Raw genomic sequence first — 14,267 nt, 5'->3', positions numbered from 1 at the left:
AATCTGGCAAATTCCGACAGCTGTTTGAAAAATTGACTAAACTCAAATTCTTCGGGATCACTATATGATAAATCTGGTTACCAGTTTTTGAAGATCAACCGGTGTCGCACCATGTAATATCGCGACAAGACGCCTAAGTTGACCTTGCGGTTACCCACAGATGCCCCAAAAAGCGGTGCATTATCCCGTCCATCGGGAACTTCGAAATAAGAGAGAGGCTCCATAATGACGTTTTCGCGCAAACTGGTTCTCGTTGCCAGCTCCCTCGCCTTCCTGTCTGCGGCACCTGCAATTGCCGGTGATGCGGCAAAAGGTGAAAAACTGTTCAAACGCTGCGCTGCCTGCCACAGTCTTGATGCGGGTGTAAACAAGGTCGGACCGAGCCTTGCTGGTGCATTTGGTCGCGAATGCGGCACGGTTGAAGGTTTCAAATATGGTCGTGGTTATCAGGCGGCCTGTGAAAAAGGCTTCGTCGCTGATGAAGCGTTCCTGACCGACTATCTTCAGGACCCGTCCGCGAAACTCAGCGAAATCGCCGGTTCCAAACAGCGCTCCAAAATGGCCTTCAAACTCAAGAAAGAGTCCGATATCGCCGACATCATCGAATTCCTGAAATCGCAGTAATTTCCGTTTTCCTTTGAAAACGCAAAATGGCCGGTAGCAACATGCTCCGGCCATTTTTGATTTGGTGATAGTGTTCTGTACAGGTTGCTGGACGTGTGTGCGTTATGCGGCCTCACGCCGACGCAGTAACTCTTCACCCACGGCGCGCATGTGGTCGACCGTCGCCACATTCAAGGTCGAGGTTACTTCCAGTTCGCGATCCTCATAGACATCACGATCCGGGTGTTTTTCCATCCAGTTTGCCACAGCCTGATCCCGCTCGCGGATCAGCTTTTCAATCTGCGGGCGGAAAAGCACCATCATACCCGAGACCCAACGATTAACCGGCCAGGATGGCTGCGCATGGTCGATCACAAACCCGTCAAGCATGCCAACGACATCTTCTGCGTCATACCAGACCTCGCCGGTGACCCAGCGGTTGGTCGTAAACAGACGCTGACAGAAGCCAAACTCGTCCATCGAAAACGCAATCAGATGCGAAAGGGCATCATTTGGGCCTTCGGGATAATCGAAGCCGTCAATCTGTTTGGGTTTACAACCATCAGGCATCCCGCGCGGGCGCAGGAATGTATGGAAATGGCCGTGTTCGTCCCAATCCCGGCGTTCTTCCTTGGGGTGGGCGTGGTAATAGAACTGCGCATGAGACTGGCGATCATAGACATCGCCTTCGGGATAGTGCGTCCATTCATAGAATGTACCAGCCCCCTTGATCAGCTCACCAACGATGTTATCGCCCGTGGCAGTCAGCACCCGATGGCATTCCATCACGTCACGCCCGGCCGCCAACATCTTTTCAAGCTGATCCGTCGGGATCGAGGCCAAATCAAGTGTGTCTTCAGTCATGTGTTCACCAACATCGTTTCGATCCACCCATCATTCCACTTGGGCAGATTAAGGTGGCTTTTGACCGATCACGCCAATGAAACCCTATCAACAGTTAGTGATTTCAAGACGCTTTGCAACAAGCTTTGGTTCAGGGCGCAGAACGTTCGCGCAAGACAGATGCTTCTAACCGGATATGCGCAGATCTAACGGTCGCGCATCACCCGAAAACCGATCAGGATATGTTTGAGAAACTCCGGCCGACCGTGCCGCGCTGCCGGGCGACACACACCGCAGCCGCGATCATCCCATGATCCGCCTTTGACAATGCGGTAGCCCGCCTGCGACGAAGAAGACGTCCATTCAAAGACCTGTCCGACACCATCCTGAAGGCCATACGGACCTTCTTCAAACTGGCCGACCGGCATCGTATCAAACGGACCGTTATCCGCACTGTTCAACTGGCTGGGATCAAAGATATTGCCCCAAGGATAAAAAGTTCCATCGGGTCCGCGCGTGGCTTTTTCCCAGTGGAGCTCGTCTGGAAGGTGCCAGCTTTCGCCGGTTTTTTCACTCAACCACGCAACATAGGCATTGGCATCCTGCCAGGAGACAAGAACAACAGGGTGATCACCACGCCCGCTTGGCGGCCGGTCCTTGTTCCACACGAACGGCATGATGGTATCATATGTATAAATCAGCCCCTGACGTTCCCAATCTTCCTGGCTGATAGTGGGTGCCGGGTGGCCGGTTTCTTCGATAAAAACGGCATACTGATCATTTGTGACCGGCGTCTTGCCGATATCGAAGCCGTAAAGATGGACACGCCATTTATCGCTTTCGAGATCGTACCAGCGATTGCGGCGACTGATGTCATGGCCATAGACCTGCTCATCAATCTGATAGGCATATTGGCGTTCGACGGAATCGGATCCCTGCCAGAACCAGCCGGACGGAATATGAACCATCTCGGGAATTCCGCCCCCAGCTGCCTGCGCCTGGGAGACCCCCATCAGGCACGCAACCGCGCAGAATTTCCAAATATCTGAGATACAGTCCCCGACTTTCATACACACTTCCGTCCTGATCGGCGATGCGTCTCACACTTTCTTCAAGCAGCTCCGCATTTCAAATCGCCCTTCCACCTGGCACCAAGATGCGGAAATTTCATCGCGTTTTCAATCGGTTTGACCAAGGAATGTCAGTATTTTTGACATTCTCTTTAAGAAACAGGGTTCTAGTAGGATGGCTGCAACGTGTCGTTCGAACACGTCGGACTCACACAACAGTGAAACCATGTGACGCCGCATCAAGGACGAATTGGACCATAGTGCCTTCACCGACGGGCGATGGAACGCCCGGGTTTAAATTTACCGGACCTTCAGAGAGGCACGACATGAACAAGAAATCCATGACCTTCACCCAAAAGGCACTGATCCCGGCAATGGCGATTGGCACCAGCCTTGCCATGGCAACCCCGATGGCGATGGCAGCACCGCTTCCGACCCCGACCGCCGAAGTTGCCAGCTGCGCACCTTGCAGCCCATGTGCTGCTAACCCGTGCGCGGCCAATCCGTGTGCCGCTAATCCATGCGCGGCCAACCCTTGCGCTGCAAAGAAAGTTGTAAACCCTTGCAGCCCCTGCAGCCCTTGCGCCGCCAACCCCTGTGCTGCAAACAACCCATGTGCAGCCAATCCGTGCGCTGCTAACCCGTGTGCAGCGAACTGATCATCTCGTCCGTCCCAACGGCAACGGGGGCGATGCCATGGCATCGCCCCCGTTTCTTTGTTTAACCGGTTGCACAGTCAGGCTTCAGTCGCGAACGACCATGACTGAACATTCCGCATGACGCACAACGCGTGCCGCGTTCGGACCCAGAAGATAATCTTTGAGTTCCGGGCGATGCGATCCGATCACAATCAGATCGCAATTGGTTTTCTTGGCCATCTGCAAGATGACCTCATAAACCGTCCCCTGCCCGACGATATGCTGCACTTTAATGTCCGAGGGGATGTGCTCGGACACAAACTTGTGCAGGCGTTCGTTATAGGCTTCCAGAACCTTGGTCTCGTAGCCCTTCGGGAAGAACTGACCGACCATCGACATCCCCACTGTGGGCACCACGGTCAGAACATGAAGGCGCGCACCAAAGCTTTGCGCCTGCTTGATCGCGACCGGAACGGCCTTCTTCCAGGAAGACTCATGCTCAAGATCTACTGTGACCAGAATATCCTTGTACATCTTCACTCTCCCTGTCAGGCCGTACCAAGCGCGTCTTCACTGCGCTTGCGTCGGCGTTGAAGAACAATGATCCCGCCCAGCAACAGGAAGGCCGGGATAAAGAAGACTTCCTTGGGCGGACGATCAGCTTCGACCTTTACAGCCGTGATTTCAAAATCGAAATCAAGTCCTGCTTTCTCTGCCGGACCGGCAAAGACCAGATCATCGATATAGATGCGCCCGTCCTCATCGCGAATGCCGATACCGGCATTATACAGACGATCCTCACCCGAACCTGCCGGACCAAGCGGCAGCATCACGGATTTGGAAACCTCGTCGCCTTCAATGCTGATCCCCTCAACATCCAGCAGAATGCTGGAATCAGGCGGCATGTTGGCAGCGTCTTCGACGATGGTTGTCGCTGGCAGGTTCTCATAAGGCGGCGCAATCATGTCGAGCCAGAACCCAGGACGGAACAGGGTAAAGGCGATCAAAAGCAGTGCCGCACTTTCCCATAGCTTCGAACGGGCAAAGAAGTAGCCTTGCGTCGCTGCGGCGAAGACGAGCATGGCGATTGTCGAGACCACGATGACAACCATCACATCGATCGGATGATCAAGACCAATCAGCAGCAATTCCGTATTGAAGATAAACAGGAAAGGCAGAACCGCTGTGCGCATTGAATAGAAGAACGCGACAAAGCCTGTCTTCATAGGATCCGAACCCGAAACAGCGGCAGCAGCAAAGGATGCCAAGCCGACCGGAGGGGTCACATCGGCCATGATGCCGAAATAGAAGACAAACAGATGCACTGCGATCAACGGCACGATCAGCCCGTTCACTGCCCCCAGTTCAACGATCACAGGTGCCATCAGGCTTGAGACCACGATATAGTTCGCTGTGGTCGGAAGCCCCATGCCCAGAATTAGGCTGATAACCGCAGTGAAAACGAGGATAAGAGGAAGACTACCACCCGAAATCAGTTCGACGAATTCAACCATCACCTGACCGATACCGGTCAATGACACCGTACCGACGATGATCCCTGCAGCCGCCGTTGCAACACCGATGCCGATCATGTTCCGCGCACCGGTGGCAAAGCCGTCAATGACGTCAATGACACCAAGTTTCAGGTCATTGGCAAAATCGGGTTTCTTTCGGAAGAAGCCCTTGGCCGCATGCTGGGTCAGCATGATGAAAATCATCAGAACCGTCGCCCAGAAGGCCGACAGACCAGGTGATTTCAACTCGATCATCAGGAACCAGACAAGCACCACAACCGGCAGCAAATAATGCAGCCCGGCCTTTGCGGTTTCGCCAAGAGCCGGGAGTTCCAGAACCGGTTCGTTCGGATCATCCATTTCCAGATCAGGATATTTTGCCGCGTAATAAAGCCCGGCAAGATAGATCGCCCCGCATTCGACCGCGACAATCCAGCCAACTGCGTCACCAAACAACTGTTTCTGGAACACGATGGCGTAATACACGAGACCGGAAAGCACCACGAGCGACAGCACGAAGAGAAGCGACCTGATCAAGGTCTGACCAAGGGTCGAGGTGACCCGTTTCGGCAGACCCTTCATGTTCGCCTTAAGCGCCTCAAGGTGAACAATGTAAATCAGCGCAATATAGGAAATCGTTGCCGGCAAGAAGGCATGCTTGATGACTTCCGGGTATGGAATGCCGACATATTCGACCATCAGGAAGGCTGCTGCCCCCATGACCGGCGGCATAATCTGACCATTGACCGAGGATGCCACTTCGACCGCCCCGGCCTTCTCGCCAGAGAAGCCGACACGCTTCATCAGCGGAATGGTAAAGGTTCCGGTCGTCACAACATTGGCAATCGAGGAGCCGGAAATAAGACCGGTCATTGCCGAGGACAACACGGCTGCCTTTGCCGGACCACCGCGCATGTGACCAAGGGCCGCAAACGCGACCTTGATGAAATAGTTACCTGCGCCCGCCTTGTCGAGAAGCGATCCAAACAGGACAAACAGGAAAACAAAGCTGGTTGATACGCCAAGTGCGATACCAAACACGCCCTCGGTGGTGATCCACTGATGCGACATCGCCTTGGAGAAGCTTGCCCCGCTCCATTGCAGAACATCCGGCACCCACGGTGCATTGCCAAAGAAGACATATGCCAGGAAGATCATGGCAACGATCATCAGCGGCGGGCCAAGGGCCCGGCGGGTTGCTTCAAGCAACATGACTAGGCCAACACCAGCTGCAACAAGATCAGCCGTGATCGGCAGCCCCGGACGATCCGAAAGTTCGCGATAGAATATGTAAATATAAGCCGCACAAAACGCACCAACCGCAGCCAGAACCCAATCGACGATCGGGATGTAGCTACGTGGGGAATTCTTGAAGGCCGGATAGGCCATGAAGGCCAGGAAAATAGCAAATGCGAGATGGATCGACCGTGCCTCGGTCGAGTTCAAAACGCCAAAATTAAAGATAAACGGCAATGGCGAAGCAAGCCAAAGCTGGAACAGTGACCATGCAACGGCAAGCCACAACAATATCTTCGCCGTCAAACCACTTGGCTGACGGGCCCCTGTATCATTTTCCGCAATCAGGTCCTGCAGCCCCTGATCAACGGACGGATTTTCCGTTTTTTTCTCGTCAGTCATCACAAACTCCCGGTCACTACGAAAGCCAATTGAACTGGTGGTCCAGATACAAAAAGCCTCCGTCGACACACACCCGGTCCCCCACGGAGTACTCCAACACCACAATGACGGCGTTAAATTTATTCAGTTTTTGTGAGCAAACCCGTTGGGCGCAAAAGAAAAACGGAGGGCGAAAACGCCCTCCGTCCCGAGGCTGATTACATCAGGCCTGCTTCTTTGTAGTACTGTGCTGCGCCGTCATGCAGCGGAGCCGACAGACCGTCCTTGATCATTTCTTCTTTCTTCAGGACGCCAAATGCCGGATGCAGCTTTTTGAAGTCATCGAAGTTTTCGAAGACGGCTTTGACAACGTTGTAAACGATGTCTGCATCAGTGTTGGTCGAGGACACGAAGGTCGCACCGACACCAAAGGTGGTGACATCATCCGGGTTACCACGATACATGCCGCCCGGAATGGTGGCTGCACGGTAGTAAGGGTTGTCAGCGATCAGCTTGTCGATGGCCGGACCGGCAACTTCAACCAGAACAGAATCACAGGCAGTGGTTGCTTCCTGGATCGAACCGGACGGGTGACCAACGGTATAGATCATTGCGTCGATCTTGTTGTCGCAAAGTGCCTGGGACTGTTCAGCCGGCTTCAGTTCGGATGCCAGCGAGAAGTCATCAAGCGTCCAGCCCTTGGCAGCAAGAACGATGTCCATGGTGCCGCGCTGACCGGAACCCGGGTTACCAATGTTCACGCGCTTGCCTTTGAGGTCGTCAAAGGTCTTGATGCCGGCATCTGCACGGGCAACAACGGTGAACGGCTCCGGATGAACGGAGAATACGGCGCGCAGGTCTTCGAACGGGCCCTGGTCTTCGAATTTCGAAGTCCCATTATAGGCATGGTACTGCCAGTCAGACTGGGCAACACCCATGTCCAGCTCGCCGGTACGAATGGTGTTGATGTTGTAGACCGAACCACCGGTGGATTCGACCGAGCAACGAATGCCGTGCTCTTTGCGATCCTTGTTCACCAAACGGCAGATCGCGCCGCCGGTCGGATAGTACACACCGGTCACGCCACCGGTACCGATGGTGATGAAACGGTTTTCCTGTGCCGAGGCCTGACCGGCAAACAGCGAGGCGCCTGCAATTGCAGCGACTGCACCCGCTACAGCGATAAGTTTTTTCATTAGGATTCGCTCCCTTTTTACACCCTGTTATTAGGCATTTCAGCGTTCGACATCGAACCACTGAATTAAACGGAAACATCAGATAAATCAGATGTTTCGACGATGGGGATTATAGTGTCCGACATGGCGGAATAAAACCCTATAACCCCGAAACCTCCTGACGAATTTACGTGTTTTTGCGTATTAGTTGTTTCGTTTTGCCCCTCCTACCACATGGGTTGCATAATCTGGCGGGCCTGTTCGCCTGTGGCGACCTGCCGCCCCATCAGGATCGAACCATCATGTGCCTGGGCAATAAGCTCAGCATTGTTCGAAGCGGGCGATCCGTCAACCCTAAGGTGATTATTCTCAAACCCGATCCGCGCATGCCCACCCAATCCTGCACCGGTAAGAATGCAGGCATTTTCATATGCCCCGAAAGCACACAACATCCATTCCGAGACATACGGACTGGATTCTATAAATGGCAAAAGATCAGAAGGCTGAGATACCTGACCAGCGGTGTAGCGGCCCAGCACGAACAGAACCGGGAACTTGTCACCAGGCAGAACACCAATTTCAATGAGCTGATTGAACCGCGCAACATCGTCAGGCGCATAAAGGATCAGCTGCGGCGAGATCTTTGCCTCGCGCATGAAGTCGAAAAACGCTTTCAACGCATTGAGGTCCGCGTCGTCTGGTGCAATTTCACGCACGGCAATGGAAACCGCTTCGGGCACAAGACTTCTGATCATCTCCATCTGCTGTTGGGCCGAATACATGCCAACAGCTTCGGTCGTGACCTGCAAAAGCATGTCGTCGCCGACGGCCGATTTCACTTCGGCCAGCATTTCGCGATAGCGACCAACGTCCAGGCTGTGCCTCTGATCATCATCACGAACATGCAGGTGCATCATCGACGCACCTGCAGCCTTGCATTCAGACGCCGTTTTGGCGACTTCGGCTGGCGTAATCGGAATGTTTGGCAAATCCGCCTGTGTCTTGCGTGCGCCATTAGGGGCGGATGCAATCAGAAACGGTTTCTCACCATACTCCATTACGCCAGCCCCTCTGCCTTGAACACGTCATCAAGTGCACCAGCAAACAGGTCGACGATCTTGGCGACATCGTTTTCATCAATGATGAAGGCCGGGGCAAACAACACATGGTCGCCGCGAACACCATCAATCGTTCCACCCATCGGATAGGCCATCAAACCACGGGCAAAAGCGGCCTTCTTGATCTTGGCATTGATCTTAAGGGCCGGGTCAAACGGATCCTTGGTTTCGCGATCCGTCACCAGTTCCACGCCGCGAAACAGACCACGTCCGCGAATATCACCCACAAACGGGTGCTGACCCAGTTTTGCCTGCAGCGCGTCCACAAGGTTCTCGCCCTGCTTAACCACATTGGCCAGAAGGTTGCGTTCCTTGATGGCGCGTTGGGTCGCAAGGGCAGCGGCACAGGCCGTTGCATGCCCCTGATAGGTGTGACCGTGCTGGAAGAAGCCAGATCCTGTCGCGATGGCATCATTGATTTTCTTGGAAACAAGCACGGCACCAATCGGCTGATATCCGGCACCAAGGCCCTTGGCGATGGTTTGCAAGTCGCCCGAAATGCCTTCCTGTTCAATCGCATGCAGCGTGCCCGTGCGGCCCATACCGCACATGACCTCATCAAGGATCAACAACACGCCATATTGGTCGCAAATCTCACGCACGCGTTTGAAGTAGCCCGGCACTGGCGCCAACGCGCCTGCCGTTGCACCGACGACCGGTTCAGCAACGAATGCCGCGACGTTTTCTGCACCCAGTTCAAGGATCGCCGTTTCCAGTTCATTGGCAACACGAAGACCATAGGCCTCTGGCGTTTCATCATCACGCTGGTCGCGATACTGATAAACAGGTGCGATGTGGCTTGCGGTGATCAGAAGCGGCTCAAACTGTTTGCGCCGCCACATGTTGCCACCAACCGAAAGCGCCCCAAGGGTATTGCCGTGATAGGATTGACGACGGGCAATGACGTATTTGCGTTCCGGCTGGCCAATTTCCAGAAAATACTGGCGCGCCATTTTAAGGGCAGCTTCCGTGGCCTCCGACCCGCCGGACACAAAATAGACCTTATCCATCGCCGCAGGCGCTGATGCGACAAGTTCATCAGCCAGTTCTTCCATCGCATCGGATGAAAAGAAACCTGAATGGGCGTAAGCGATCTGATCAATCTGGGCATGCATTGCTGCCCGGACGTCCGGATCAGAATGACCAAGGCACGACACGGCAGCACCGCCGCAGGCATCCAGATAACTCTTACCGTTCTGATCAAAGATGTAGATCCCCTCGCCCCGGACTGCGCGCGGCGGGATAGACGTGCTCGTGCGATGCAGGACGCGGGTTCCGGCATTTGGAACAGAGGCAGGGGAATGGGCAGAGTTTGACGCGTTGGTCATGATCGGAAGTTCCGTAAAAAAGACTATTCTTCGAGATATGTATCGAAGCGTGCCAGTTGTTCTTCTGCAGCGGCAATCCGTTGCAGGGCCTTATGACCACCCCGTGCGACAAGCAGGGCGACAAGCGCCTGCATCATGGAAAGGGAGGCGGTAAAACTTTGAAAAAAGGACTGTGACGTATCTCGCACCACAAGCTTGCAAAGAGCATCGGTTGCAATTGGGGATACATCAGAATCCGTAACAGCAATCACCGGGCAATGCTGAGAGCGGGCAAACTCAACCGCACGCACCGTATCGCGGATATAGGGTTTTGCCCCGAGTGCAATCAGAAGGTCCCGTCGACCGATCCCGCGCAACTCATCGCCAAAGGTACCGGAATGGCCGTCCACCAGAACGCCATTGTCGCAAAACAGTCGATATGCATACGCAAACTGGAATGCTGCCGGATACGCAGCCCCGCGTCCAACAATGAAGACCTGCCGGGCATTTTCAATCGCCTCGCAGGTTTCGATCATTGACGAGACCATCTCGGGCGTAAACGCCGCACTCAGATTATCAATTTCAGTGCGGCAAATGCTTTCAAGAAGATGCTCGTCCCGGTTGGCATCATTTTCCGTGCGTTGCGTTTCCCTTGCGCGCTGGGCATAGCTTGCAGGCTGGTCGAGCAGTCGATTCTGATAATGGTCGCGGAATTCCTGCCAGGTCTCGACACCAATCGCGCTCATCAGGCGTGTAACTGTACTTGGTGGAACGTTGGCCGAACGCGCAACGGCACGCATGGACCGCAGGGCGACATCACTTGGATGATCGAGGATATAGCGCGCAGCCTTTTGCATTTGCGGACTAAGCTTGGCGTAGTCCGAAATCAGTTTTTCACGCAAATCAGTTTGCACACCCATCACCCGGATACCCGTGAATCCTCAAGGAAGACGTGATTACGACACAGGTCACCCCAACACTCAACAAATGTTTCATAATTCCGCTATCTGAAACATATGTTTCGGTGTTTTGTTTCATTTGAATGCCGGACACATTTTGTGTGACACCGAAAAAACATGGACTTATTAGAAAAAACTGTAAAAATACCTGAGTTCAAAGATGAAACCTTTGCGTTTCATACAGCAAACCAAAAAGTGCTTCTTGGTGGAGATCAAGACACCGAATCGGTGGATACCCCATGGAAACGAAGATCATTGAATCCCTTAAACAGGCGCAGGCAGGCATTGCGCTCTTTGATGCAGACGAACGGATTGTCTTTGCCAATCCGGCGTGGGAACAATTGATCTCGGGTGTTGCCGAGGAAGACCTTATCTTCAGTGAAACCGAACTTGCAGATGGCGGCATGATTTCTGTCTGCTTTGTCAAACCGCAGGTATCACAGTCCGAACGCCCTGATCTTGCGAATTCGGCCAACGACGCCAAGATCGGTACGGTGATCATTGCCGATGACAGTGAAAGCAACCGCATGGTCGCGCGGCGTATTCTTCAGTCCGAAGGATATGGCATTGTCGAGGCCAGCAACGGCCAGACAGTATTGAACATGCTCAAACGTGGCGTGAATGCCGACCTGATCCTGATGGATGTCGAAATGCCCGATATGGACGGCCTGCACACCACCCGCCGGATCCGGCACATGAGTGGTCCGGTGTCGCGTACGCCGATCATTGCATTATCCGCCCATCAGTCTCGGGACTGGAACGTCATTGCCCGCCAGTCGGGTGTTGATGATTTCATCAACAAACCCATTCAGCGGCAAAAGCTGATCGATACCATGCAGGATCTGATCGCACGACGCAGCGGAACTAACGGTGACCCGAATGCGCTACAGAAACGCAGTAAGGGTGCGCGAATTGGCCGACCTTCCCGCCCGGAATCGCTGACAAGTCCGGTTCTTGATGTCCGCATTCTAGAACAGCTTTATACCGACGCTGGCGATGAAGGTGCCGGATGCGGGATTGAAATCTTTATCAACGAAACAGAATCCCGTCTGGTCAAGATCGACAAGGCCCTGTCCGAAGACGACATGACCACCGTGCGCAACGAAGTCCATGCGCTTAAAAGCACGTCGGGCACCTTTGGTCTGCGCCAGCTTTCTGAACTGTGTGAAACAACCCAGACCGTCTTTGAGGACAATGAGCCTGACGAAAGCCGTTTGCTATCGCTTTCACGGCAAGTGGTGCAACTCGCACCAACGGCATTGACCGCGCTTAACCTGTATCGCCGGTCACGCAGTATCAGCAGTGCGCCCAACGCCTGATCCATCCAACTCACGCCAGATCTGCCAGACCATCAGCGCCCAGACACTAAGCGCCATATCCAGATCGTTACCTGATATTGCACGCTTCCAATATTCCGCCCTGGCCTCTTGCGAAATCTGAGCATCCTCAAAGACTACGGCAAGAATGCGGGCCTCATCCCCCCACAGATATCTGGAAAGCTCCGAAAGCCACTTTGCTACTGGTGGATTGAACCCGATCTTACGGTTTTGAGCATGCCCTGCTGGCAGGTACGGCGCGATGGCCTGCCGCCACAGTGTCTTGGCGCCCTGACTAAAATGCCGTCTCGTTGGTGCTGACGCTGCAAGGCGGACAACATCATGCCCCAAAAGCGGCAGCCGATATTCCAGTCCGTGCGCCATTCCACAGCGATCAGACATCACCAACTGATTGCCCGGAAGTGTCACATCCCGGTCAAAATCCATCATGGCTTTGGTCAGTCCGCGACCAAAATCTGGTCGCGCTGTTAGTTGGGATTTACATTCTGGAATGGCACAGCGGTTGTTCCATATGGCAAAGGCATGGTCGCGCCCTTGTGATGCGCCCGAGAGAAAGCGATGAAGTTCCCTATGATGATTGCCAGCCCCAATTAAGCTTGCCAGCAAGCGTCGTAAGGGTGCTGGAACATGCCGCCAGTATTTCTCGTACAGCTGTGCTGCCCGATATCGTGGATAGCCGCCAAACAGCTCGTCCCCGCCATCTCCAGACAGGCAGACTTTGACATGTGCGCCCACTGTTTTTGAAAGACGGCGTATCAAAACAATCGATGGGTTGGCAAAAGGCCCGCCGACACTGCGCAAAGCCTCGACAAGCTCCTGATAAATTTCCTCCGGCTTTGTTGGTGCCTGAACGATTTGCAGCTCTTGCCCGAGATGGCGACAAAGGTTTTGAGCAGCAGACGTTTCGTCAATCGCCGGATCATCAAATCCCATGACAAATGCCTTGGGAGCCCTTTGTCCGCGTTCGCGGGCAATGTCACACGCCAATGCCGAGACACCGGCACTGTCCAGACCGCCTGAAACCAAGCATCCAACCGGGCAATCAACATCCATCGCATCGGCAACCGATTGCCGCACGGCTGACAGCAATGTTTCTGTTTCTGTCACCTGCCCTGCCTGGCGCACGGGATGGGCAATCTTCGCCGTCGTGACCTCGCCCGCCCGCCATCGCAGGATCGTTCCGGGCGGAAGAAGCATCACGTCCTCTGCACCCGTCTTTGGCGCTGGCACGAACAGATGCGCAAGATATGCCGCATTGATGGTTTTATCAGGGACCATCGGCGCAACAGCCGAAAACGCAGCCATCTCAGACGCAAATGCAATCTGCCCATCTGGGCGGTTCAGAACATATAATGGTTTGATACCAAGCGGATCACGCGCCAGCCACAAACTGGATTGCGTCTGATCCCACAAGGCCAGTGCATACTGCCCGGACAAGCTTTCAAGTATGTGAGCGGGGCTACCTCCGCGCTGGATCTCGTTTGCCAGCAACTGCAGAACAAGTTCCGCATCGCTCCGTGTTTTGAATGTCAGTCCACCGCTGGTGGCATCGCTGATTTTACGACGATGTCCGGCGATATAGCCGTTAAACACCATAACAAATCGATCATCGGCGGTGACAAGCGGTTGATTGGCCACCGCATCCAGATCAGTTGTGGCAAGACGCGCGCATCCGAGGGTGATTTTTCCGCCCGGATCAGCCCAGATATCATTGCCATCCGGCCCGCGATGGGCAAGGCGTTGCAGCATGGCATTCACAGTGCTTTGATCGCCGGGTTCTGTTGCGCCTGCAATGCCACACATCGATAGGGTGCCTAAACGTGATCGTCAGGGCCGACTGCATCAGACCGTTCATCGTCACCATCCGCCGCCAACCGATTTTGCAGATCACGCAAAACGAACAGGCGCAGGGCACTCGATAGATTGCCCTCGCGGTCCGTGTCGATTTCGACAACCAGTTCGGCCAGCGTCATGTCGCGGCGCTGTGCGATGCCGACCAACTCTTCCCAGAAAGCATCTTCGAGCGAAAAACTGGTCCGGTGCCCGGCAATTGTCACGGATCTTTTACGAACGGCATCATCCATCA

13 protein-coding genes are annotated in these 14,267 nt (G+C 54.2%); 2 read left to right on the top strand and 11 right to left on the bottom strand.

The genetic code is table 11. From position 1 onward, the window contains the following. Positions 1–225: 225 nt before the first annotated feature. Complete coding sequence (locus tag HED22_RS17380) at positions 226–624, top strand: cytochrome c family protein (protein ID WP_167724616.1); 399 nt, start codon at positions 226–228, stop codon at positions 622–624. 102 nt (positions 625–726) lie between these two features. Here HED22_RS17380 and HED22_RS17375 read toward each other — a convergent pair whose 3' ends face one another. The 9 genes from HED22_RS17375 to HED22_RS17335 all read right to left on the bottom strand — a co-directional run bounded on the left by HED22_RS17375 (position 727) and on the right by HED22_RS17335 (position 10,805). Then, positions 727–1,467 (bottom strand): hypothetical protein, encoded by a 741-nt coding sequence (locus tag HED22_RS17375; RefSeq protein ID WP_167724614.1) that lies wholly within the window; start codon positions 1,465–1,467, stop codon positions 727–729. 185 nt (positions 1,468–1,652) lie between these two features. Then, complete coding sequence (locus HED22_RS17370; protein ID WP_254870256.1) at positions 1,653–2,414, bottom strand: SUMF1/EgtB/PvdO family nonheme iron enzyme; 762 nt, start codon at positions 2,412–2,414, stop codon at positions 1,653–1,655. 310 nt (positions 2,415–2,724) lie between these two features. Then, positions 2,725–3,141: a hypothetical protein gene (locus tag HED22_RS17365; protein WP_254870255.1), complete on the bottom strand. Its 417-nt coding sequence runs from the start codon at positions 3,139–3,141 to the stop codon at positions 2,725–2,727. Between the two features lie 118 nt (positions 3,142–3,259). Beyond that, on the bottom strand, positions 3,260–3,688 hold the full coding sequence (locus HED22_RS17360) for a universal stress protein (protein WP_167724608.1): 429 nt from the start codon (positions 3,686–3,688) through the stop codon (positions 3,260–3,262). A gap of 14 nt (positions 3,689–3,702) precedes the next feature. Beyond that, the gene (locus HED22_RS17355) at positions 3,703–6,306 is read right to left on the bottom strand and encodes a TRAP transporter permease (RefSeq protein WP_167724605.1); all 2,604 of its coding nucleotides are present in this window, start codon (positions 6,304–6,306) and stop codon (positions 3,703–3,705) included. A gap of 197 nt (positions 6,307–6,503) precedes the next feature. After that, positions 6,504–7,481 (bottom strand): TAXI family TRAP transporter solute-binding subunit, encoded by a 978-nt coding sequence (locus HED22_RS17350; RefSeq protein WP_167724603.1) that lies wholly within the window; start codon positions 7,479–7,481, stop codon positions 6,504–6,506. Between the two features lie 206 nt (positions 7,482–7,687). Beyond that, the gene (locus HED22_RS17345; protein ID WP_167724602.1) at positions 7,688–8,518 is read right to left on the bottom strand and encodes a 3-keto-5-aminohexanoate cleavage protein; all 831 of its coding nucleotides are present in this window, start codon (positions 8,516–8,518) and stop codon (positions 7,688–7,690) included. Then, positions 8,518–9,906 (bottom strand): aspartate aminotransferase family protein, encoded by a 1,389-nt coding sequence (locus HED22_RS17340; RefSeq protein WP_167724600.1) that lies wholly within the window; start codon positions 9,904–9,906, stop codon positions 8,518–8,520. Before HED22_RS17340 ends, HED22_RS17345 begins: the two co-directional genes overlap by 1 nt. 23 nt (positions 9,907–9,929) lie before the next feature. Next, positions 9,930–10,805, bottom strand: coding sequence for a MurR/RpiR family transcriptional regulator (locus tag HED22_RS17335; protein WP_167724598.1), 876 nt, complete (start codon positions 10,803–10,805; stop codon positions 9,930–9,932). Between the two features lie 278 nt (positions 10,806–11,083). On the opposite strand from HED22_RS17335, the gene HED22_RS17330 reads away from it, so the two are divergent. Then, the gene (locus HED22_RS17330; RefSeq protein WP_167724596.1) at positions 11,084–12,163 is read left to right on the top strand and encodes a response regulator; all 1,080 of its coding nucleotides are present in this window, start codon (positions 11,084–11,086) and stop codon (positions 12,161–12,163) included. Here the strand turns inward: HED22_RS17330 and asnB are convergent. Both asnB and HED22_RS17320 read right to left on the bottom strand, forming a co-directional pair. Beyond that, positions 12,131–13,984 carry an asparagine synthase (glutamine-hydrolyzing) gene (gene asnB, locus HED22_RS17325; RefSeq protein WP_167724594.1) on the bottom strand — a complete coding sequence of 618 codons (1,854 nt, stop codon included), beginning with the start codon at positions 13,982–13,984 and terminating at the stop codon, positions 12,131–12,133. The two genes, HED22_RS17330 and asnB, sit on opposite strands and share 33 nt — an antisense overlap. A gap of 11 nt (positions 13,985–13,995) precedes the next feature. Further along, the gene (locus HED22_RS17320; RefSeq protein ID WP_167724592.1) at positions 13,996–14,265 is read right to left on the bottom strand and encodes a ribbon-helix-helix domain-containing protein; all 270 of its coding nucleotides are present in this window, start codon (positions 14,263–14,265) and stop codon (positions 13,996–13,998) included. Positions 14,266–14,267: the final 2 nt, after the last annotated feature.

The sequence above is a fragment of the Thalassospira sp. HF15 genome (assembly GCF_011806525.1).
GTDB lineage: Bacteria > Pseudomonadota > Alphaproteobacteria > Rhodospirillales > Thalassospiraceae > Thalassospira.
Note: the sequence above shows the minus strand (reverse complement) of the source record. Positions and strands in the feature narration are given on the sequence as shown.